Below are 21,160 nucleotides of genomic sequence, written 5' to 3' on the forward strand. Positions count from 1 at the left end.
GGCCTCGAACCGCTCGGGACGTATCTGGAAACTCTGGTGTTCTTGGGCGGCTGCGGCCGAGTTCCGGATCGATCGTTGTTGTCGGTGGCGTGTGCCACACTCCTCGGTGATGAGCCGCCACACCACCTTCCAGTTCTGCCTCGACCCCACGGTCGAGCAGCGGCGGGTGCTCGATCGCTATGCCGGTGCAGCGCGGTTCGCGTTCAACAAGTCCCTGGATTTTGTGAAAGCCGCGCTTACTCAGCGTGAGAACGATCCTGACCAGCAGGTGCCATGGACCGGTTTCAGTCTGATCAACGCCTTCAATGCGTGGAAGAAGACCGAAGCCGCTGGCCGAGTTATCCGCGTCGACCTCCTCGGGGTGGCCGAAGTAGAGGTGACCGGGCTGGCATGGCGCAGCGAGGTGTGCCAACAGGTGTTCGAGGAAGCGGCCGTCGACTGTGGGCGCGCCCTGACCGCCTTTTCCGACTCCCGCAGCGGCAAACGCAAAGGCCGGAGGGTCGGATTTCCTCGATTCAAGAAGAAGAATTCAACTACTCCGTCGTTTCGGCTGCGCAACAAGATCTCCAAGTCGGGTTGTGCGGGGATCCGATTCGGTGACAACGAAATTCCGCGATCGGTGACGCTGCCCTGCATCGGAACCGTCCGGGTACGCGAGGACACTCGTCGTCTACGGAGGCTGCTTGGGAACGGACGCGCCAAAGTCCTTTACATCACGGTGTCGTTTCGGGCAGGTCGCTGGCAGCTCAGTGTGACCACCGAGGCCGCCGATCTCCACCCGGCGTTCCATCACCGGCCTCGTGCGGCCGACGATGACAGCGGCTGGGTGGGGGTCGACCGCGGGTTGTCGAGTTTCCTCGTCGCCGCCGCCGCCGACGGTACCGATGTCGCCCACGTCGACAACCCACCGAAACCTCTGGCGTCAGGTCTGCGCCAGCAGCGGCGGTTGGCGAAATCGTTGTCCCGCAAACGGAAAGGATCCCGTAACCGCAAAGGCGCCGCAGCCCGCCTGGCACGGCATCATCGTCGCGTCGCCAACATCCGCCGCCACTTCCAACATCAGGTCGCGAACAGGCTGGTCAAAACCCACGATCGGCTCGTTGTCGAGGACTTGAATGTTGCGGGCATGCTTGGCAATCGCTGTCTGGCGGGTGCAATCAGCGATGCTGGTTGGGGAGATTTCGGCCGAATTGTGCGCTATAAACAGCGATGGCGCGGTGGCACCGTCGTCACTGCCGACCGCTGGTACGCGTCGAGCAAACGCTGCTCGGCCTGCACGAGGGTAAACACAGAGCTGACCTTGTCGGATCGGGTGTTCGTCTGCAGGTGCGGTTTTCGTGCCGACCGTGATCATAACGCGGCGGTCAACCTTGCCGTATGGCCGATGCTCCAGCGTGAAGCCTCTCCATGATCCCCGGACCCCCAATCAGGAGGCCGGGTTACCAATGCCCGCTGACGGGAAGGCGCTGGCCGGCACCCTGCGGGTGCCGGCGAAACCGGTCCGGATGACGCGGGAACCGATGTTCGCACCACACCGGTGGCGTGAACTGACGACGCCCGAGAAGGGCGGTGCCTGTCTACCGATGGAAGTATTCAGACACGATGTAATGTTTGCGACCATGTCTCGACGCGTGCTGTCCTGCTGCCAGTGGTGCGGGCGGGAGATCGCCGAATCGGAGATCGGACGCCGCCGGCGGTATTGCCGACAGTCCTGTCGCCAGCGGGCCTACGAGCATCGGAACAGCGTGAAGGGCACCGGTATTCCCGAGGATTCGGTGGTACTCAGTGCCCAGGAGGTGTCCGATCTGTCGGACCGCTGGTTCGCGGCCCGCTGCGCGGCCGAGGACGTGGCCACGGCCGTCTCCGAAGGGGCGGAGATGATCGAACTCGCCGATCTCACCGCGACATTGGTGGCACTGACCCGTGAGGCCGAACGGTTGCGGTGAGCGCGGCGTGGCGGTCGGGGCCCTGCCCGCGGGCGGCCAGGGCATACACCAGTCCGATGCCGAGAGCGGTGACGGCGGCGACAAGGCCGAGGGCGGTGAGGGTTTCACCGTCGGGCCGGGTCACCGCCTGCCCGCGCAGCGCCTGCCACAGCAGCAGCGCCACCAGTCCGGTGTAGCCCAGTGCCAGCACCCCGATGACACGGGTGCGGGTGGCTTCGGCGCGCAGCCAGCTCACCTGCGGGGCCAGGCGGGCCAGTACGACGGCGGCCACGATGAGCAGCTGAATGCCGTGCAGGCCCGCGAAATGCGCGATCCGCATGTCGCCGCCCGCGGTGGACCAGTGCGTCACCGGCATGCCCGCGACACCGTCGCGCACCGGCGGCTGCCCGTCGACGAAGGTGTGCCCGGCGCCGAGGGTGACCGGGTGCCCGTAGGCGTCGGTGGTCTGCTGCTGGCCGCTGAAGCCCATGGTGTAACCCAGCGCCATGCCGAGCACCGCGATGCCCAGGCCCGCGCGGATCGCCATCGAGGTGGGACGGTCGGTGACGCGCTGCCACGAAAGCGTCACGGCGATCACCAGATTCGCGAGGAACAAACCCGGCACACCGGTCATGAACACCCATTGGCCGATGGTGTTGACCGCGTCGTGCTGAGTGTTGAAGTGACTGAACGTGCCGCGCGCCGCCTGCACCACGACGAAGCCGACATCCACGACGGCGGTGGCGGCGAAGACGGAGCCCATCCACCAGGTCAGCCGCTGCCCGCGATGCGGGAACCCCACCAGCCAGGCCAGGGTGCCGCAGTAGAGGACCATGGCGATGGCGAACTTGAGCGGTTTGAGCCACACGGATTCACCGAGCAGCATCCGGTCGTCGAAGGCCATGGCGCACAGGGAGAACACGGCCAGCGCTGCCATGGCGGCGGTGGTGGTGAGCAGAGGGCGATGGAGTCGGCGGGCGGGCACGGTGCGCGTCGCGGGCGAGGGGCGATCGAGCGTGGTCATGACGCCGACGCTAGATTCGCGACCCCGCATGCCACGTCCCCCGGCGGTGGGGTGCGCACGTAGTACCCGGGTATGAGAACAGCCCCGGCGGTATGAGCCGGGGCTGTGTCGCATCAGCCGCGAATACGATTGTCCCGCAACCCGATCCGTGCACCCCTCATCGGTGCCCGGAGCGGTCGCCAGGCTGCCCGGCGTCGATTCATCGGTGCCCGGGGCGGTTGCCGCTGGTCGCTAGTCGGAGGGGATGCCGACGTTCATTCCGCGCCCGGTGAACCAGGGCAGCGGGTCGATGGCCGCACCCTCCCCGGCGTGCACCTCGTAGTGCAGGTGGGGCCCGGTGGAGTAGCCGCGGTTGCCGACGGTGGCGAGCACGTCGCCGGCCTTGAGCTGCTGGCCCACCTGGACCAGGATGTCCTGCATGTGGCCGTAGACGCCGATGGTGCCGTCGTCCTGCTGCACGCGCACCCACAGGCCGAAGCCCGAGGCCGGGCCCGCCTCGATGACGGTGCCGTCGGTGACCGCGCGGATCGGGGTGCCGAAGGTGTCGGCGAAATCGATGCCCGCGTGCATGGCGCCCCAGCGCACCCCGAAGCCGGAGCTGAGCGCGCCCGCGACCGGGCGCACGGTCTTGGGGCGGTTCTGCTCGGCGTGCAGGCCGTTGAGGAAGTCCAGCACCGGCTGCGGCACCACCTGCGGCATCTGCGCCTCGGGCGGTGTGAAGGCCGTGAAGGGCGCGTCGCTCGGGGCGGCGGCGTTCGCGATGGGATTGCCCGGCAGTGCACCGGCCTCGTGCGGATCGGCGGCGGCGAGCGCGGTCAGGGAGGCACCGACAACGGCGGTGACGGCCAGAGCGCGCGATGCGGCGGTTCGATACCGGCCGGCCCCGCGCAGTCGAGATAACGGAACGGTTACGGGCATGACTCGAACGTACGAGGTCTCAGCTGCTGTTCAGAAATCAAGTTGTGACCGTCGCATTGGTACAAAACCCCAGTTCGTGTGTCACGGTGCGATAACGACACGCGGGTAATTCTCGGATGACGTTGGTCGACCGGGGTTGCCCGTGTATTGACCCTGTTTCGGTCATGTGGGCAAACTATTTAAGTGGTCGCTAATGGAGTTCGGGTGCTGAGCGCCCTCGCCGACGACACCCGCCGCGCCGTCTTCGAGGCACTCCCGCAAGGGCCGAGGTCGGTCGGCGAACTCGCCGCCGCACTGGGCGTCACCAGTTCGGCTATCTCTCAGCATCTGAAGGTATTGCGCGAGGCTCGCCTGGTGATGATGCGTCCGGCCGGAAACCGCCGCCTGTATTCCCTGGACCCGCGCGGTCTGGCCGACGCCCGCGACTATCTCGAACAGTTCTGGCCCAGCGCCCTGGCCGCCTATTCGGCCGCACTGTCCGAGGCCCGTGAGCAGACCCCGCCGACCTAGGCGCGGATCCGTGGTGTCGATTTCGGTGTCGGTCGATGGCGATACGGTGTCGGGCGTGGGAACGTCGGTCGCAGTCGAGAGTCAGCGCCGGGCGGTCCTGCCCGGCTGGTCGGTGCCGTTGATCTTCATCGCGGGCGGTGTCTCGCAATATCTCGGTGCGGCGATCGGCGTCCACCTGTTCGATACGGTCGAACCCGCCACCGTCGCGTGGCTGCGCGCCGCGGCCGCGGGGCTCGCCCTGCTGGCCTGGCGTCGCCCGTGGCGCACCGTTTGGACCCGGCGAACGATCCTGGTGGCCACCGGTTTCGGCATCGTCACCCTGGGCATGAACATCGCCTTCTACGAGGCCATCGCCCGCATCCCCCTGGGCACCGCCGTGGCCATCGAATTCCTCGGCCCGGTGGCGGTGGCCACCCTCGGCTCCCGACGTCTCCGCGATTTCCTCGCCATCGCCCTGGTGATCGCCGGTGTCTTCCTGCTCGCCGGTGTCTCCACCGGCGCCCGGCCCCTCGGCATCGCCTTCGCGGTCCTGGCCGCCGCGTTGTGGGCCGGCTACATCCTCGTGGGGAAGCGTGTCGCCGACGCGGGTTCGGGCCTGGACGCCCTCGCCGTCGGCATGGCCGCGGCCGCCGCTCTGCTGGCCCCCATCCTGATCACCAGCCAATTGATGCTGGGCGCAACGGCTTTCACCGCCCCGAGCACCTGGCTGCTGGGCGTGGGCGTCGGCGTCCTGTCCAGTGCGGTCCCGTATGCCCTGGACCAGTTGGTACTGCGCACGGTCGGGCGCGCCCGCTTCGCCTTGCTGCTCGCCCTGCTCCCCGCGACCGCCGCCATCATCGGCGCGATCACCCTGTCCCAGCTCCCGTCCGGACCCGAAGCGGGCGGTATCGCGCTGGTGATGACGGCTCTGGTCCTGACCGCGACGCAACCGCGGTCCGAGTCACGCTGACGCATCCCGTTCGAATTGCGCGCCGACGCGCGACCATTGCACGGTCGGCGCGGTTCAGCGGCAGCAGTTCGGGTCGAGTACCAGGCACAGTGCCGACAGCGCCTCGCGGTGAGCGTGGTGGTAGGTGTTCATGCCGCGCCGTTCGGATTCGATCAGGCCCGCCTTCTTGAGCTGTCCGAGGTGGTGGCTGACCGTCGATTCGGCCAGGCCGACCGCCCCGGCGAGATCGCCGGTGTTCTCCGCCCCGGCGGGGCTGGTGAGCAGCAGTGACAGCAGCTTCACCCGAACCGGGTCGGCAATGGCCTTGAGCCGCAAGGCGATTTCGAGTGCGGCCGCGTCGTCGACCGGGGCGGCGGCGACCGGGGCGCAGCAGACCGGGGCGGACATGTCGATCACGGGCAGTGCCTTGGGCATGTCATCCACCCTACCCACCTTATTGACATATGTCGAAAAGGTGGGCAGACTCGGTCACGTCAGTTCTTCGACATATGTCTCACAAGTGGAGGTATGGTCCCGTGTCCCGCATCCAGCTCGCTCTCAACGTCGACGATCTCGATCAGGCGATCACGTTCTACTCGACGCTGTTCAAGACCGAACCGGCCAAGCGCAAGCCCGGTTACGCCAATTTCGCCATCGCCGAACCGCCGTTGAAGCTGGTGCTCATCGAGAACCCCGGCAGCGGCGGCAGTCTCAACCACCTCGGCGTCGAGGTCGAATCCTCCGAGCGGGTACACGCCGAGATCGCCCGCCTGTCGGGCGCGGGGATGTTCACCGAGGAGCAGATCGCGACGACGTGTTGTTTCGCCACCCAGGACAAGGTGTGGGTCACCGCCCCCGACGCCGAGCGCTGGGAGGTCTACACGGTGCTTGCCGACAGCGAAACCTTCGGCGCCGCACCCGTGCCGGCTTCGGGTGAGACGGCGGCCGGCGAGCAGGCCGCGGCCGTGTGCAGCGGCACCGCCGAGGAGGCCGCCGCCGAGGGGGCGTGCTGCGGCAGCGCCGCCAAGGTCGAGGCGGTGGCGGCGGGTAAATCCTGCTGCGCCTGAGGCCACCGGAAGGCGCGTCGACCGGTTGTTGGCTCGCCCTCGGATCCGGTGCGGTTGCGGCCGTTCCGGGCGATTCCAGCAACCCCGCGGACTGCGCCCACCGCCGTCTGCTGCGTCCGTCGCTGACCGCCCAGGACTTCGCCGCGGTCGAATCCCTGCTCCGCGATGGCATACCCCAACGCCGGACCTGATCGTCGCGAACCTGGGTGGTCGGCGGGTCAGTGGTCGGCGGGGTGAGGGGTCGCCCGGTTCGCCGCGGCAGCCCGGGGACGCGGGACGCGCCGGTGAAAGCTCAGGGGTACAGCGTCGAGATGCAGCGCTGTTGCCGCGGCATCCGGGTCGCGGGTGAAAACGACGCGGGTGACGCCCATTCCGAGCGCGGTCAGGTCGGCGCGGAAGACATCCGGGTCCTTCTCGTCCTCGGGCCACAGTGGAATGTGGCGTGACAGTGCGGGAATCGGGCTGATCACGCGCAGCGTGAGCCCGCCGCGGTGCACCGCGACCCGGGCTCCGGTGATGAACCATTTCTGGATGTCGCGCAGCGCGCCCGGGAATTCGTACCACCCGCAGAGCGCGCCCCAGGTGTGCGGTCGGTGCGCCAGATCGCCGCGGATCGTCTCCGGCGCGAGGCCGAGCAGTGAACGAAGCAGCTCGGACACCTCGGTGCCCAGCCACTGTTTGCCGCCGCGCACACCATTGGTGAACGCCAGGATCCCCACCCCATCGTCGGGCGCCAGCATCAGCTGGGAGCTGAATCCGGGCATCAACCCGTCGTGATCGACCGTGGGATGGCCGGCGAGGGTGTGGCGGAAGAACGCCAGTCCCATGCCCGGAATCCGCGGATCGGGCTGATACTGCGGTGCGAACATGGACGCGACCGTCTGCGGGCGCAGCACCGAGCCGTGCTCGTTGGCGCCGCCGGCGAGCAGCGCCGCGGCATAGCGCCCCATGTCGCGACTGCTCGAATAGATCGCGCCCGCGCCCGCCGTCACCAGGTCACGGTCGGCGACCGGACGAGGACCGTTGGCGCGCAACGTGTATCCGATGGCCAGGCGCTCACGCACGTGATCCGAACGCACCAGATCGGTAGCGTCCATCCCGAGCGGATCGAAGACGCGTTCGCGCAGCACCCGCGCGAGCGGCTGGTTCGACACATCCGACACGATCTGTCCCAGGGTCGCGAACCCATGGTTGCTGTAGGTGTGACAGGTGCCGGGTTCGGTGACCAGTCGCAGTGCGCCACCGTAGAACTCGGCCAGTGTCGGTATCGCCCGACCGTGCGCGACCGTCTCCCCGAGCACCGGCGCCAGCACCCGCGTCGGCGTCAGCAACTCCGGCAGCCCGGCGGTATGGGTCAGCAGCTGCCGAACCGTGGGCGCGCGATGCGCGGGCCGGGCGCCCACGAGCCGATAGGCCCGCAGATAATCCCGAGCCGGCCCATCGAGATCCACCTCCCCCTGCTCGACCAGCTGCAGCACGGCGATCGCGGTGAACGTCTTCGTCAGCGAACCGATCCGGAACACGGTGTCCTCGGTAATCGCAACCCCCGCCCCGATATCGGCCACCCCGTGCCCACGAAACCAGACCGTCTCGCCCCCACGCACCACCGCCACCGCGAAACCCACGGCAGCATGCCGATGCAGCAACTCCCGCACCCGCCGATCCAACTCGTCGCTCTCGGCCACCATGACTCCTCCACCCGACTCACCACCGTCCGACCCAGACCCCGTCCGGCTCCCCCCCGAACCCTGCCCGCCCCCCGCCCCCCGCACCAGAGTCCGTCGACACCCCCGCCGGGACCAACGTCACCGCCCGACTCCGCGACACCGATTGCGTTGTCTCCCCGCCGACGCGGTCACCCTCACTCTCAACAAGATGAACCACGCGGACCAGGTGCCATGTCAGCATCATGGTCTGGACAACCCTCGTAACGAGGTCAGGATCCATCAGCCACCGAACTGGAATGCGGTCACCAACGTTCCGCCGGAATCCCGACGCCATGAAGCCTTCCGCCCGCCCTCAGCCACTACAACCCATATCCCGAACGTCGAGTGGCACAAAATACGTGACGAATCGGACGAAATCTCTGGAAACTGTGCCACTCGGTGACCGGATCGGGCAGTGGGGCAGGGGGATTCGCTGCTGGTGGATGTGATGCGATGGGGTCGGGTCTGTGGATGCTCGGTGGACCGAGGCAACTCGGGCCGTTCCGGGTGTCCGCTTGTCGCCGATGAGAGCGAGGTCAGTGCTCGGCATTCGCGGTCATCCGTGGCGTGACCACCAGCGCCGCTTCGGCTTGTCCGGACCGCGCCTGGGACTGTGCGACACCGTCCAAGAACAGCCGTACACCGCCCGCTTTGTAGGTATCGGGTGCCTCGCTGGCCGAAGATCGCGGTGGATGAAGCGTGGAGTCCGAGTTTTCCGAAGTCTCGCAACAACTCTCGAACGCGTTCGTATTCATCGTCGCGCTCGTCCAGGTCGCCCGGAGCTCGGATGACCGGACGCACCGAGCCTGGGCAAACAGACTGGCATGCCGATACACGATGTCGGTGACGCCGAGCGTGAGACAGCTATGGCTGGTCGCCGCGTAGACGGCGCTTCAGGTCGCGCAGCCGTACCTCCTCGATCGGCTCGGGAGGCGTTGCGCGATAGGCGGGATCGAGCGGGCGGAGTCGGACCTGATGGCCTTGATGAGTGTGGTGGACGACCTCGAACTCGGTGACGGTGCCGACCACCGGCCAGTGGTCGGCCGAGTCAAGAAGGTTCAGCACGTCGACGAATCCGGTTGGCGGCTGCCCCAAGTCGACGAACAACCCTATGGTGCCCGGTCGCGCGTGACGGCCAGCTCGTCCTCGAGCAGCGACAGGCGATTTTCGAGGGCGGCGAGACGTTCTTCGATCATGAGAGTCCTTCTGCTACCGGAGGTGACGGTCGGCGAGTGCGCGCAATGCGGCGAGTTGCTCGCAGTAGTGCGCGGCGTCGGTCGCTCGCACCGTGCAGGTCAGGTGGGTGGCCCCGGCCTCGCGCAGCGCTGTGAGCCGGCGCAGCGAATCCGCTTCGTCGCCTTGCGGATCCAGTGCGACGCCGGGTGTGAGCACGATGTCGAAGCCCGCGGGCACGGTGACCGTGGCCAGCAGATCCGCGATCTGGTCGGCCTTCAGCCCGAACGGCACCCATCCGGTGCCCAGTGTCAGCGCCCGGCGCAGGGACCGGCGCGTGCGCCCGCCGACCCAGATCGGCACCGTGGTGCGCACGGCGTGCGGTTCGAGCACGAAGTCCTCGACCTCATGCCGTCCCCACGCCCGCCGCAGCCGTGTCAGCGCCGCGTCGCCCAGCGCGCCGCGGTCCTCCCAGGCCGCGCCGAGCAGCGCGAATTCCTCGGTGAGAGAACCGACTCCGACGCCGAGCACCACCCGCCCGCCGCTGAGCCGGTCGAGCGTCCCGTAGCTCTTGGCCAGCGCCAGCGGATGGTGGTACCCGAGCACCAGCACCGATGTGGCCAGCCGGATCCGGCTGGTGTGCGCCGCCAGATAGGACAGTGTGGCGAGCGGATCCCAATAGGTCGCGCCCCGCGTCTGGGCCGCCGCCGCGGGCACCCCGACGTGGTCGGAGCAGGTGAGATGGTCGAACCCGAGTTCGTCCGCGGCCCTGGCGATCCGGGTCAGTTCCTCGGGCCCGGCCGTGGCCTCCCACGCCGACGCGATCCCGGGCACCTGCACGACAATGGGCGTCGACAGCCCGAGTCGCACTGTCATCGTGTCACCCGCTCCGGTAGTCCCATGAGCCGCCGCATGCCGCGGTCGGCGCGGAGCACCGCCGCCGCCCGATCCGGGTCGTTACCGCGCGCGGCCCCCGCCTCGTTGCCGGACGCGATGTGGACGGGACCGCACCCGAGCCGCGAAAGTCCTTCGCGTGCCACGTCATCGGGTTCCGACACGGTCATCCCGGGCGCGTCGAAATCGAGTCCGGCCCGCTCCATGGCGGGCGTGCGGGTCACGCCGAGTACCAGTTCCAGTACGTCCACCCCGGACTCGCGAAGCTCGCGCCACAGGCTTTCGGCGAAGATCCGCCCGAACGCCTTCACACCGCCGTACACGCTGTGATGCTGCGATCCCAGGTACCCGGCCAGTGATCCGACCAGCAGAATCCCGCCCCGGCCACGCGCTTTCATGGCTCGCCCGAAGTGGTGGATCAGCCCGAGCGGCGTGGTGATGTTCAAATCGATGAACTGCCCGAACGCGCCCAGATCCCCGTCCACGAAGGGCGCGCTGTGGGTGTTGGCCCCGGCATTGAGCACCAGCAGCCCGACTTCCACGTCGGCGAGGGCGGCGACGATCTCGCCCACCGCGTCGGCGGCCGTCAGATCGAGTGCGAGCGTGCGCACCTCGACCCCCAGCGCCCGGCATTCCGCGGCGGTCGCGGCGAGCGGTTCGGCCCGGCGCGCCACCAGCAGCAGCGCGATTCCGGCCGCGGCGAGCTCCACCGCGAACGACCGCCCCACCCCTTCCGATCCTCCGGTGACAACCGCCCACGGCCCATAGCGCCGTGAATCCACATGGTTCATCGTGACTTCCTCACCGGTGAGTTCGAACTCGGCCGCCTTCAGTTCTACAAACTTCCGCCCGGAAAAACTAGAGTCAATTCTAGTTATCGAACAGAAGGTGGACCGATGCCCCGCATCCAGGACTCCCGCGCTCCCGGCCGCGTCTCGACGGTCCGGCAGCTGGAACGCCAGCGCGCGATCCTGGGTTCGGCCGCCCGCCTCGGCGCGGAGCACGGCCTCGAGCGGGTGCAGATGAGCGAGGTCGCCCAGTCCGCGGGCGTCGCCCTGGGCACCCTGTACCGCTACTATCCGTCGAAGAATCACCTGTTCGCGGCGGTGCTGGATGGTGCGATCCGCGATTTGCCGCCCCCGTCGGCCGTTCCCGGTGATCCCGTCACCGGCGCCGGCGAGTTCCTCGGCCACGCCATCGGCGAACTACTCCACCGCCCGCGGCTGGCCCGCGCGATGCTGGTGTCGATGAACGCGGTCCGCGCGGAAGATCATGCCCCGCAACCGGATCCCGCGGGTGCGGGCTGCACCGCGGCGCTCGACACCGACCGCACCATGCCCGAACGCATCCTCGCCGCCGCGGGCATCACCGATCCCACCGACGAGGACCACCGTCTGGCCCGCCTCCTCGAACAATGCGTCTACGGCATCCTCACCTGGACCATCGCCGGTCGCCTGACCGCCGATCAGGCTCGCTCCGACACCCTTCGCGCGTGCGAGTTGCTCCTCGCGCCCTGGCGGCAATCCCGCTGACCACCGGATTGCCCTTGCGGGTGGGTCAGCCGACTCGGCGGTAGGGCTGTTGATTGCGGCGGTCGAGGTTGGTGCCGGGCCAGGGGGGTTTGCGGAGTTGTTTGTCCACGGCGTTGATCACTTCGGGGACACCGATTCTGAGGAGTCCGGGGTCGGGGGAGTCGGCGTCGGGGTTGCCGGTCTGACCGGCCCAGAGGACGGCGTGGCGGCCGAGGAGGTGCGGGGGTGGGCCGGAGCGGCTGGGTGGGGTGGGACCGAACAGGAGGACGGTGCGGGTGCCGAAAGCCGTTGCCAGGTGGGCTACTCCGGTGTCGCCGCAGATGACCAGGTCGGCTTCGGCGACGGTGGCGGCCAGTTCGATGAGGTTCTGCTGGCCCGCGAGGACTCGCGCCGGTGCGAGTCCCGCGCGGGCGGCGACGCCGAGCACGGTCTCGCGGTCGGGTTCGTCGCCGGTCAGCACGACTTCGCGGCCCTGGACCAGCAGGTGGCGCACGACCGCGGCGAAGCGGTCGGGGGGCCAGCGGCGGGCGGGGGCGCCCGCGCCGATGTGCACGACCACGGCTTCGCGGTGGCTGGTGGTGGCGACCGGGGGGACCAGGCCCAGGTTGCGGCGGTCGGCGGTGATGCCGTCGAATTCGAGCAGGTGGCACCAGCGGTCGACGTCGTGCATGTCGGGCTGCCAGTCGGGGCCGGCCAGGTCCGGGAACGCCGGATTACGGTAGCTGAGAATGCGTTCGGGCCGGGTGCGGGCCAGCTCGACGATGCCCTCGGTGCCCGCGCCGTGCAGGTTGACCGCGAGCGCGGGGTGCTCACCGTCCCAGCGCAGCCCGAGGGGGTCGGTGACGGGGACCATCTCGTCGACGGAGGCGATGAGATCGACGATCGGTTTGAGGCGGTGGGGTGCGGCGAGGGCGATGTGGTCTGCGGGCCGGGCCCGGCGCAACGCGCGCAACGCGGGTACCGCGGTGAGCAGGTCACCGAGTCCGCGTGCTCGCAGCACGAGTACAACCGCCACCTTGATCTCCTAGCCAGGCCACGCTGCCCACGACGCCAGACCCTCCACCGGACACTGCGGAGAGTCATTGGGTGAGGACTACCCGGCCGGTAACGGAGTGAAACCCTGGGGACCGGCGGGCGCGACCCGAAATCCGTTTTGTACTACCGGCTGTCGTTGTCGTGGCGGTATCGGTTACCGTGTGCGTTCATGACCTTCGTCTACAACCTCGTGGTGACGGCTCATCTGCTCGGTATGGCGGCGGTGGTCGGCGGGTATGTCGCCTCCCGGCCGCGGGTGTCGGAATTGATGGTGTGGGGCGCGCGCCTGCAGATCGTGACCGGCGTCGTGCTGCTCGGCATGGCCGAGTCGATCCATTCGCTGGGCAAGGACCCGAACATGGCGAAGATGATCGTGAAACTGGTGGTGGCGGTGCTGGTCGCGGCCTTCGCGGAGATGGGCCGCGCGGATGCCAAGCGCGGCAAGGAGGTGGCGTGGATGTGTCACGCGGCCGGCGGGCTGGCGATCCTGAACGTGTGCATCGCGGCGCTGTGGAAGTGAGTGTCGCGAGAAGGTAAGCGCGGCAGCAGTATCGGCGAACTCCGGGGCCGCACGGGAAGTACTTCCCTTGCGGCCCCGGCGATTTCGGGCCGGGTCACAGGCTCCGCATCAGGTCGGGCGTCTGCGTGCCGGTGGTGTGGTCGCGGGCCAGGTTCCGGGCGATCTCGGCGGCGACCACCGCGTGCCCGGCCATGGTGAGGTGGATGCGGTCGGCCGAGAGCCAGTCGGGGCAGGTGCGGGCGGGGTGGTCCCAGAATGCGGTGAGGATGGCGTCGTGGCGGTGCGCGACCCGGCGCACGGCGGCGGCGAATCCGGCGAAGCGCGGGCGCAGCGGGGCCATGCGGCCGGTGAAGGAGTCGGCGAGGGTGAACAGCGACAGTCGCGCTCCGGTCGCGGCGACGCGGGCGCACAGATCGTCGAGGTCGGCTTCGACCTGTTCGAGGCGGGCATCGCGCAGGAACAGGTCGTTGCCGCCGCAGGTGAGGTGGACCAGATCGGGGCCGAAGGCTTCCAGGGCCGGTAGCTGCCGGGTGCGCACCTCGGCCAGGACCGCGCCCATGACACCGGTGTTGAGGTAATCGGAGCCGGGATGGGCGGCCAGCAGCCAGCGCGCCAATCGGTCTGCCCACGGGAGGGTTTCGTACCCGGGCCGGGGGTCGCCGGTGCCCGCGGCGGTGGAGTCGCCGATGACGGCGAAGCGCCGCCAGGGCACCTCGCGCAGCAGGGCGGTGGCCGCGGTGTCGGAGAGGGTGAACGGGTCGGTGGCTTCGATGCGGTCGGTCACGGTGTGGGCTCCTGATTCTGGGCGAGCGGCTTCCCCGCGGGCAGCGGGTTCGGAAGCGGCGGTGGGTTCTTGACCGGCAGGGCGGCGAGCACGGCCGCGATGAGCGCGATCGCGGCGCACACCGCGAACAGGGTGTGGAAGGCGGTCAGCGGCCGTGCCCGCTCGGCGGCGAACACCGCGGCCAGCACGGCGACCCCGAGCGCGCCGCCGGATTGGCGGGCGGTGAGGTTCATCCCGACCCCGGCCGCGAAGCGTTGCGGCGGAAGCGATCTGGCGGCGGTGGTGCCCAGCACGGTGATGAGCAGCCCGATGCCGCCGCCCCCGAGGATCCCGGCCGGGATCCACGCCTGCCACAGGGCGGGGGTGGCGTTCCAGACGCCGCTGCTCATATAGAGCGCGGAGGCGGCGAACAGGAGCGCGCCCGCCACGCCCAGCCAACGCTGCGCGGAAACCGGTGCGCGCCCGGCGAGTACGGCGGTCACCATGGAGGCGATGGCTCCGACGGTCATGGCCCCGGCCGACCGCAGCACCGAGTAGTGCCACATGGTGTCCAGCCACAGCGGTCCGGCCAGCAACCAGGCGAACATGGTCGCGCCGAAGACGAAGGCGACCGCGTTGACCAGCGCGTAGGAGTGGCTGCGCCACAACCCGACCGCGATGGCCGGGCGCGGATGCCGCCCCGAGCGCCACAGTGCCAGCCCGAGCAGCGCGACCCCGCCCAGTCCGCACCCGAGGGTGCGCCAGTCCGCCCAGCCCCACTGCTGGCCCTGGGTGACCGCGGCGACGACGGTGCCGATGCCGAGTCCGGTGGCGAGGGTGCCGACCGGGTCGGGCAGCCCGTGCGGCTGCCGCCGATCCCCGCGCACCAGCCCGATCCCGGCGGCGATGAGCAGTGCGGCGATGGGGACATTGATGAGGAAGACCGACCGCCAGCCGAACCAGTCGACCAGTGCCCCGCCCACGGCCGGGCCGACGGTGGCGGCGAATCCGCCCGCCGCGGTCCAGGCGGCCATGGCCACCCCGAGGCGTTGCGGCGCGGTGACGCTCAGGACCAGTGCGAGTCCGGCGGGGATGAGGAAGGCGGCGGTGCCGCCTTGCAGGAACCGGCCCGCGATGAGCCAGTCCGCGCCGGGTGCGAGCGCGCACAGCAGTGAGGTGAGCGCGAATCCGGCCAGGGCGGTGAGGAATACGCGCCCGCGGCCCAGCGCGTCGGCCAGTTGCCCGGCCGGGGTGAGCAGGGCGGCGACGGCGACGGCGTAGCCGCTGACGATCCAGGTGAGGGTGGTCGGCGCGGTGCCCGGGTAGTCGCGGGTGATGGCGGGGAAGGCGATATTGACCACGGACAGGTCGAGGAAGGACATGAACGCCGCGCCCGAGGCGACCATCAGGGCGCGGCGCGCCGCGGGGGGCGTGACGGATGTGGTTGGGGCCGAGGGGGATTCGGTGGTGTCGGTCATGACGGCTCTCTGGGACGTGAGTCGGAGCGAAATCGAAACTGTACGCACGATCGTTCGTATTTCTGAAAAGTACGACCGATCGTGCGTAAAAGCAACCGGTGGTGCCAAGATGGAGGAGTGGAACAACCGGTGCAGGGCCCCGAGCAGGAAATTTCCGATCAGCGCCTCCTCAAGGGCGCACGCGCGCGGGCGGCCATCGCCCGCCACGCCGCCGAGGTGGCCTCGGTCGAGGGACTGACCGGGCTGAGCCTGGGCCGGCTCGCCGGGGATCTGGGGGTCAGCAAGTCCGGGGTGGCGACCCTGTTCGGCACCAAGGAGAAACTGCAACTCGCGGCGGTGGCCTCGGCGCGAGAGATGTTCGTCGACACAGTGATTCGCCCCGCCTACGGCGAGGAGCGCGGCATCGCGCGGCTACGGTCGATCATCGAGCACTGGTTCGCCTACATCGGCGAGCCGATGCTGCCCGGCGGCTGCTTCCGCGGCGCGAGCGTCCCGGAGTTCGACAGCCGCCCCGGCCCGGTGCGCGACGCGCTCGCGGCCGACCGCGCCGACTGGTTCGTGGTGCTGGAGAAGGAGATCGGGCGCGCCCAGGAACAGGGCTACATGCCCGGCCTCGACGCGCACGCGGTGGCCTTCCAGCTCGACGCGATCGTCGGGGCCGCCAATACCGCGGCCCGCATGGGCGACGAGACCGCGCTACCGCTGGCCCGCACCCTGGTCGAGGCCCTGCTCGGTGCCCCGCGCTGACCGGCCGCATACCGGAATCGGCTCCCGCGCTGCAATTCTGCATCGACTGCGTGAATGCAGTTCGGTCACAGCCGGTTTCACGTGAAGCCGGATACCGGCGTGTCCTAGGCCGAGCGTGGCGCGTACATGATGAGCGCGACCCCGGCCAGGCACACCAGCGCACCGCTCACATCCCAGCGGTCGGGCCGGAAACCGTCGAAAACCACGGCCCACAGCAGTGATCCGGCCACGAACACACCACCGTAGGCGGCCAGGATCCGCCCGAAGTGCGCGTCGGGTTGCAAGGTGGCCACGAACCCGTACAGCCCCAGGGCGACCACGCCCGCGCCCATCCACGCCCAGCCGCGGTGCTCGCGCACCCCTTGCCAGATGAGCCAGGCCCCGCCGATCTCGGCGACGGCGGCCAGCCCGAACAGCACGATCGAACGCAGCACGGTCATGCCGACACCCTAACGGGGCCCATGGTCTGTTTCCGGTCGGATCGCCGCGCGGGCGATCCGACCGGAAACCGGCTCTCAGCGCCGGGTCTCGGCGCCCTCGAACAGTTGCTGACCGAGGTAGCCGCCCGGGCCGGGGACACCGGGCGGGATGGCGAAGACCGCCGACCCGACCGGGGTCGTCCACTGGTTGAGAGCGTCGAACTCGGCCAGGCGCTGCTGCACCGGCAGGTATTGGGCGTCGATGTCGCGCTGGAAGGTCGCGAACAGCAGGCCCGAGTTGGAGACCTGCCCGGGGGCGGGGGCGTCGTCGTAGTTGAAGCCGCGGCGCAGGAACAGCTCCCGGTCGTTGGTGCGATGGGCGCGGGCGATGTGCGCCGACGGCGGGATCTTCGGGATTCCGTACTGGTCCACGGCGGTGAAGTCGGGTTCGTCGAATTCCCGGGTGCCCGACAGGGGCGCGCCGGTGTCGACGGTGCGGCCCACGGTGATGGCCCGGCCGTCGGCGTCGAGTTCGTCCCAGGTCTCGAGGTTCATGGCGATGCGCCGCAACACCATCGAGGTGCCCCCGGCCAGCCATCGCCACGTCGACCCGTCGTCCCACACCAGCCGATCGAAATCGGGTGTGTCCGGAGCGATGTTGACGGTGCCGTCGACCGAACCCATGAGATTGCGCATGGTCTGCCCGCGGGCGGCATTGCGGAATCCGCGCTGCACCCACTTCACGGTGACCAGCGATTTCACATGTTTGGACAGCACCCGCACCGCGTGCGAGACCGTGGTGGGCTCCTCGGCGCAGATCTGCAACAGCAGGTCCCCGCCGCTCCATGCCGTGTCGAGCCGGTCGATGGTGAACGGCGGCAACGGTTTGAGCCAGTGCGGGCGCTGCTGCTCGAGCCCGGCGGCGGTGAACAGCGCGGGCCCGAATCCGGCGGTGACGGTGAGCCGGGCGGGCCGGGCGGCCAGTTCCGGCTCGGTGTCGGCGAGGGCGGGCTTGCCCTGGGTCAGGCGCGCGGCGTCATCGGTCCAGATCTTGAGCAGGCCGATGATGTCGTCGCGGCCCGCGCCGGGCGCCAGGTCGAAACCCACGAACGCCGCGTACCCGGGCGCTTCGGTGGCGATGCCCGCCTGGTGGCGGCCGTGGAAGGCGACGGTGTCGAGCCCGCCGTCCCGGTCGTGTTCGCGGTGGGTGGCAGTGGCCGCGCCCCAGCCGATTCCGGCCGCGCCAGCGGCGCCCGCCACGACGGCCGAGCCGCCGAGCAGTCGACGCCGCGACATCCGGGCCGGGCGCGGTGCGCTCGGCTCAGCCACCGTGCGCGGGGTTGTCGCCGGGAGCCGCGGCGGGCTTGTCGCCGGAGGGCTGGTAGTTCTCCTTGCCGCCGGCGAAGTCACGCACCTGCGCGGTGACGGTGGTGGTCGAGCCGTCGGAGAAGGTCAGCGTGATCGGGGTTTCCGCGCCGGTGCGCAGCGGTGCTTTCAAACCCATGAACATCAGGTGCTCACCACCGGGGGCCAGGGTGGCGCGGCCGTGGGCGGGGATGACGATGCCACCGGCCTTGGGGCGCATGGTCTTCTCGCCCGCGCCGTCGGGGGCGACCTCGTGGATCTCGACGCTCGCCGAGGCCGGGCTGGCGGCCGCGACCAGGTTGACCGGCTTGTCGGAATTGTTGGCCAGCACGCCGAACGCGGCGGACATGCCGGAGTCGGCGGCCTTGATCCACTGGTCGGACATGGTGACCGAGTCGGCGGCCTTGGCCGTGGAATCGGAGGCGGTCTGGGAGCTCGAGCAGGCGACGGGCAGCAGCGCCAGCGTCGTGATGGCGGCGGCCGCGCCGAGGCGGCGGGCGAAGCCACCGGTGCGCAGGCGGAAACTGTGGCAGCGGGTCAGCTGGGACATGGGAAGACTCCGTGTGTCAGGGGGATTGGAGCATCCGTGCCGGGTGCCGTGCGAAACCCGTTGTGCGCAGCGCAGGCTCGATCACGAGGGGATCGGCGCGGGGTGTCGCGGTACTAGGCCGGAGCCGGAGGTGAGAACAGGGCGCGGGCCGCGGGCGGGCCGCGGCGCCCGATCCCCGGGCTCACCAGCAGGCGACCGGCTTCGGCGCGATCATCGGCCGGGCGGGCCCGGCGCGGCCCGGCGGGCGGGCACGGCGCGGAGGCCAGCGCCAGGATGAACCGGCGCACGCTGGTGACGGCCCGGCGCATGCCCGCCTCGGCGGCGCGAATCACCAGCGCGCCCACCGGAATCGCGATCAGGTGCGCGAGCAGCATCGACGGCGAGGAGCCGGGATGGTGGTGGCCCGGCGACATCGACAGTGCCGCATGCCCGATGGACTGCCCGGCGGCCAGCATGGCCATGGTTCCGGCGAGCCCGTAGCGCGGGCGGATGGTCGCCACCACGATCCCGATCAGCGTGCACGCCGCGAACAGCAGGGCCAGCGCCGTGCCGTCGGGAACGGTCGCGCCGCCGCCGAGTCCGTGCGCGAGCATCGCCACCGCACCGGAGGACGCGCCGACGGCAGCGCCGCGCAGGCGCGCGGTGTGATCCGTCGGTGAGCGCACCCGGATATGCTACGACGCCGTGTCGGAGTCGATGTTTCCAGGTGGCACGACCGGGGTCTGCACAGGATCTTCACATTCGGTGCGAACCATCTCCACGGTGGTTGCATAAGGTCGGCTGCATGGAAACCAGTCCGAGGGGGCCGCGCCGGATTCTGGTGGTGGAGGACGAACCGACCATCGCCGAATCGATCGCGGCCCGGTTGCGCGCCGAGGGATACACCGTCGACCTCGCCCACGACGGCCCGGCCGCGGTCGAATCCGAGGCGGCCGGTGACCCGGACCGGGTGGTGCTCGACGTGATGCTGCCCGGCTTCGACGGGCTGGAGGTGTGCCGTCGCATCCAGGCGCGGCGGCCGGTGCCGGTGCTCATGCTCACCGCCCGCACCGACGAGACCGACATGCTCGTCGGGCTCGGCGTCGGCGCGGACGACTATCTGACCAAGCCGTTCTCCATGCGGGTGCTCACCGCCCGCGTGCACGCCCTGCTGCGGCGGGTGGAACGCACCGCGGCGCCGGCGGCCACCATCGTGGTCGGTGATCTGCGCATCGACACCGATCAGCGGCGGGTGTGGCGGGCCGAGGCCGAAACCCAGCTCACCCCGCTGGAATTCGAGCTGCTGGTGCACCTGGCGCGGCGCCCGCGCACGGTGCTGGCCCGCGAGCGACTACTGAGCGAGGTGTGGGGCTGGGCCGACGCCTCGGGCACCCGGGCGGTCGACAGCCACATCAAGGCGCTGCGCCGCAAGCTCGGCGCGGACCTGATCCGCACCGTGCACGGCGTGGGCTACGCGCTGGAGACCCGATGAGCGGGCCCGCCGGGGACCGGCAGCGCACCGATCCGGCGGGGGCGGATCCGCAGGCGGCGGTGAGCGCGGCGGAATCGTTGCGTGCGAGGGTGAACCGGGTGGCCGCCTCGATGCCGCGGCCGCTGGACCGGATGCGTTCGATCAAGCTGAAGCTGGCGATCCTGATGGTCGGCTCGGGTGCGGTGGCGTTCGGGTTCTTCGCCTACCAGATCGGCTGGCTGCCGCCCAAGACCACCATTGCGGCCACACTGCTCGCCCTGATCCTGTCGCAGGTGCTGGCGCACGGGATGACACTGCCGTTGCGGGAGATGACCGCGGCGGCCAAACGCATGGCCCAGGGCGATTATTCACGGCGGGTGCGGGCCACCTCCCGCGACGAGGTGGGGCAGCTGGCCGAGGCGTTCAATCAGATGGCCGCCGATCTGGCCGCCGCCGATCAGCAGCGGCGCGAGTTCATCGCCAATGTGTCGCACGAATTGCGCACGCCCATCACGGCATTGGGCGCGGTGCTGGAGAACCTGGTCGACGGGGTCGCCCAGCCCGATCCGGCGACCCTGCGCACCGCGCTGGCGCAGACCGAGCGGCTGTCGCTGCTGGTGTCGGAGCTGCTGGCGCTGTCGAGCGTCGAGGCCGGTGCGGTGCCGCTGGATCGCGAAGCCCTCGCGGTCGAGCCGCTGCTGAAAGAGGTTGTCGCCGAGGCCGAGGTGATGGCCGCCGCCATCGACCGTCCCGTCCGGTTCACCATCGCCGTGGCCGCTCCCGGCCTGACCGTGCACGCCGACCGCGCCCGCCTGCATCAGGTGCTGCTCAATCTCCTCGACAACGCCACCCGCCACGGCCCCGCTCGCGGCGAGGTCCGCATCCACGCCCACGCCGAGCGCGCCGGCACCGTCATCGATGTCGCCGACGACGGCCCCGGTATCCCGGTCGCCGAACGCGCCCGCGTCTTCGAGCGCTTCACCCGCGGCGGGCGCGCCACCGGCGGCGGCACCGGCCTGGGCCTGGCCATCGCCCGCTGGATCGTGGACCTGCACGGTGGCACCATCGCCGTGGCCGACCCGGGCTCCCGCATCCGCGTCACCCTGCCCACTTCCTGACCCACCATCTCCCCGCCACCCGGCGCGCCCCGCGCTCC

The 21,160-nt window shown here is 69.9% G+C and carries 24 protein-coding genes; 10 read left to right on the forward strand and 14 right to left on the reverse strand.

Going from position 1 to position 21,160, the window contains the following annotated elements; genetic code table 11:
• Positions 1–109 precede the first annotated feature (109 nt).
• Both NS2_RS08190 and NS2_RS08195 read left to right on the forward strand, forming a co-directional pair.
• The gene (locus NS2_RS08190; protein ID WP_158544056.1) at positions 110–1,411 is read left to right on the forward strand and encodes an RNA-guided endonuclease InsQ/TnpB family protein; all 1,302 of its coding nucleotides are present in this window, start codon (positions 110–112) and stop codon (positions 1,409–1,411) included.
• Between the two features lie 208 nt (positions 1,412–1,619).
• Positions 1,620–1,946, forward strand: coding sequence for a hypothetical protein (locus NS2_RS08195; protein ID WP_033086730.1), 327 nt, complete (start codon positions 1,620–1,622; stop codon positions 1,944–1,946).
• Here the strand turns inward: NS2_RS08195 and NS2_RS08200 are convergent.
• Both NS2_RS08200 and NS2_RS08205 read right to left on the reverse strand, forming a co-directional pair.
• Positions 1,897–2,949 (reverse strand): hypothetical protein, encoded by a 1,053-nt coding sequence (locus NS2_RS08200; RefSeq protein ID WP_045436783.1) that lies wholly within the window; start codon positions 2,947–2,949, stop codon positions 1,897–1,899. The genes NS2_RS08195 and NS2_RS08200 overlap by 50 nt on opposite strands.
• A 231-nt stretch (positions 2,950–3,180) precedes the next feature.
• Positions 3,181–3,867 carry a M23 family metallopeptidase gene (locus NS2_RS08205; protein WP_052086170.1) on the reverse strand — a complete coding sequence of 229 codons (687 nt, stop codon included), beginning with the start codon at positions 3,865–3,867 and terminating at the stop codon, positions 3,181–3,183.
• A 183-nt stretch (positions 3,868–4,050) separates the two neighbouring features.
• Here NS2_RS08205 and NS2_RS08210 point away from each other — a divergent pair, with 183 nt between their 5' ends.
• Together NS2_RS08210 and NS2_RS08215 are read left to right on the forward strand one after the other, a co-directional pair.
• Positions 4,051–4,377 (forward strand): ArsR/SmtB family transcription factor, encoded by a 327-nt coding sequence (locus NS2_RS08210; RefSeq protein WP_033086690.1) that lies wholly within the window; start codon positions 4,051–4,053, stop codon positions 4,375–4,377.
• 55 nt (positions 4,378–4,432) lie between these two features.
• On the forward strand, positions 4,433–5,326 hold the full coding sequence (locus NS2_RS08215) for an EamA family transporter (protein WP_228102782.1): 894 nt from the start codon (positions 4,433–4,435) through the stop codon (positions 5,324–5,326).
• Between the two features lie 54 nt (positions 5,327–5,380).
• On the opposite strand, the gene NS2_RS08220 is transcribed toward NS2_RS08215, so the two are convergent.
• The gene (locus tag NS2_RS08220; protein ID WP_033086689.1) at positions 5,381–5,740 is read right to left on the reverse strand and encodes an Rv2640c family ArsR-like transcriptional regulator; all 360 of its coding nucleotides are present in this window, start codon (positions 5,738–5,740) and stop codon (positions 5,381–5,383) included.
• A 101-nt stretch (positions 5,741–5,841) separates the two neighbouring features.
• Between NS2_RS08220 and NS2_RS08225 the strand changes: the two genes are divergently transcribed.
• Positions 5,842–6,372: an ArsI/CadI family heavy metal resistance metalloenzyme gene (locus tag NS2_RS08225; RefSeq protein WP_033086688.1), complete on the forward strand. Its 531-nt coding sequence runs from the start codon at positions 5,842–5,844 to the stop codon at positions 6,370–6,372.
• A 218-nt stretch (positions 6,373–6,590) separates the two neighbouring features.
• On the opposite strand, the gene NS2_RS08230 is transcribed toward NS2_RS08225, so the two are convergent.
• From NS2_RS08230 to NS2_RS08250, 4 genes are all read right to left on the reverse strand, one after another.
• The gene (locus NS2_RS08230; protein ID WP_063897699.1) at positions 6,591–8,060 is read right to left on the reverse strand and encodes a serine hydrolase domain-containing protein; all 1,470 of its coding nucleotides are present in this window, start codon (positions 8,058–8,060) and stop codon (positions 6,591–6,593) included.
• Between the two features lie 882 nt (positions 8,061–8,942).
• Positions 8,943–9,185: a hypothetical protein gene (locus tag NS2_RS08235; protein ID WP_052086168.1), complete on the reverse strand. Its 243-nt coding sequence runs from the start codon at positions 9,183–9,185 to the stop codon at positions 8,943–8,945.
• Between the two features lie 102 nt (positions 9,186–9,287).
• Entirely contained in the window at positions 9,288–10,121 is an 834-nt protein-coding gene (locus NS2_RS08245) for a TIGR03619 family F420-dependent LLM class oxidoreductase (protein WP_033086685.1), read from the reverse strand.
• A 2-nt stretch (positions 10,122–10,123) separates the two neighbouring features.
• Complete coding sequence (locus tag NS2_RS08250) at positions 10,124–10,936, reverse strand: SDR family NAD(P)-dependent oxidoreductase (protein WP_033086684.1); 813 nt, start codon at positions 10,934–10,936, stop codon at positions 10,124–10,126.
• A gap of 105 nt (positions 10,937–11,041) precedes the next feature.
• Between NS2_RS08250 and NS2_RS08255 the strand changes: the two genes are divergently transcribed.
• The gene (locus NS2_RS08255) at positions 11,042–11,677 is read left to right on the forward strand and encodes a TetR/AcrR family transcriptional regulator (RefSeq protein ID WP_033086683.1); all 636 of its coding nucleotides are present in this window, start codon (positions 11,042–11,044) and stop codon (positions 11,675–11,677) included.
• A 25-nt stretch (positions 11,678–11,702) separates the two neighbouring features.
• Here the strand turns inward: NS2_RS08255 and NS2_RS08260 are convergent, their stop codons facing one another.
• Positions 11,703–12,692 (reverse strand): glycosyltransferase family 9 protein, encoded by a 990-nt coding sequence (locus NS2_RS08260; protein ID WP_033086682.1) that lies wholly within the window; start codon positions 12,690–12,692, stop codon positions 11,703–11,705.
• A 189-nt stretch (positions 12,693–12,881) separates the two neighbouring features.
• On the opposite strand from NS2_RS08260, the gene NS2_RS08265 reads away from it, so the two are divergent.
• Positions 12,882–13,232 carry a hypothetical protein gene (locus tag NS2_RS08265; RefSeq protein WP_033086681.1) on the forward strand — a complete coding sequence of 117 codons (351 nt, stop codon included), beginning with the start codon at positions 12,882–12,884 and terminating at the stop codon, positions 13,230–13,232.
• A 94-nt stretch (positions 13,233–13,326) separates the two neighbouring features.
• Here the strand turns inward: NS2_RS08265 and NS2_RS08270 are convergent, their stop codons facing one another.
• Both NS2_RS08270 and NS2_RS08275 read right to left on the reverse strand, forming a co-directional pair.
• Positions 13,327–14,016, reverse strand: a complete 690-nt coding sequence (locus tag NS2_RS08270; protein WP_045436777.1) for an SGNH/GDSL hydrolase family protein — start codon at positions 14,014–14,016, stop codon at positions 13,327–13,329.
• Positions 14,013–15,473: an MFS transporter gene (locus NS2_RS08275; RefSeq protein ID WP_033086680.1), complete on the reverse strand. Its 1,461-nt coding sequence runs from the start codon at positions 15,471–15,473 to the stop codon at positions 14,013–14,015. Before NS2_RS08275 ends, NS2_RS08270 begins: the two co-directional genes overlap by 4 nt.
• Before the next feature lie 117 nt (positions 15,474–15,590).
• Between NS2_RS08275 and NS2_RS08280 the strand changes: the two genes are divergently transcribed.
• The gene (locus NS2_RS08280; RefSeq protein WP_033086679.1) at positions 15,591–16,220 is read left to right on the forward strand and encodes a TetR/AcrR family transcriptional regulator; all 630 of its coding nucleotides are present in this window, start codon (positions 15,591–15,593) and stop codon (positions 16,218–16,220) included.
• 104 nt (positions 16,221–16,324) lie between these two features.
• Here the strand turns inward: NS2_RS08280 and NS2_RS08285 are convergent, their stop codons facing one another.
• The 4 genes from NS2_RS08285 to NS2_RS08300 all read right to left on the reverse strand — a co-directional run bounded on the left by NS2_RS08285 (position 16,325) and on the right by NS2_RS08300 (position 19,219).
• Positions 16,325–16,660 (reverse strand): YnfA family protein, encoded by a 336-nt coding sequence (locus NS2_RS08285; RefSeq protein WP_033086678.1) that lies wholly within the window; start codon positions 16,658–16,660, stop codon positions 16,325–16,327.
• A 75-nt stretch (positions 16,661–16,735) separates the two neighbouring features.
• Complete coding sequence (locus tag NS2_RS08290) at positions 16,736–17,935, reverse strand: Dyp-type peroxidase (protein WP_033086677.1); 1,200 nt, start codon at positions 17,933–17,935, stop codon at positions 16,736–16,738.
• A gap of 25 nt (positions 17,936–17,960) precedes the next feature.
• A complete protein-coding gene (locus NS2_RS08295) occupies positions 17,961–18,554 on the reverse strand; it encodes a copper chaperone PCu(A)C (protein WP_081985753.1) in 594 nt (197 codons plus the stop codon).
• Between the two features lie 113 nt (positions 18,555–18,667).
• A complete protein-coding gene (locus NS2_RS08300; RefSeq protein WP_052086167.1) occupies positions 18,668–19,219 on the reverse strand; it encodes a hypothetical protein in 552 nt (183 codons plus the stop codon).
• A gap of 119 nt (positions 19,220–19,338) precedes the next feature.
• Here NS2_RS08300 and NS2_RS08305 point away from each other — a divergent pair, with 119 nt between their 5' ends.
• Both NS2_RS08305 and NS2_RS08310 read left to right on the forward strand, forming a co-directional pair.
• The gene (locus NS2_RS08305) at positions 19,339–20,025 is read left to right on the forward strand and encodes a response regulator (RefSeq protein ID WP_033086676.1); all 687 of its coding nucleotides are present in this window, start codon (positions 19,339–19,341) and stop codon (positions 20,023–20,025) included.
• Positions 20,026–20,114: 89 nt separating this feature from the next.
• The gene (locus NS2_RS08310) at positions 20,115–21,122 is read left to right on the forward strand and encodes a HAMP domain-containing sensor histidine kinase (RefSeq protein ID WP_197707957.1); all 1,008 of its coding nucleotides are present in this window, start codon (positions 20,115–20,117) and stop codon (positions 21,120–21,122) included.
• Positions 21,123–21,160: the final 38 nt, after the last annotated feature.

The sequence above is a fragment of the Nocardia seriolae NBRC 15557 genome (assembly GCF_007990715.1).
Classification (GTDB): Bacteria; Actinomycetota; Actinomycetes; order Mycobacteriales; family Mycobacteriaceae; genus Nocardia; species Nocardia seriolae.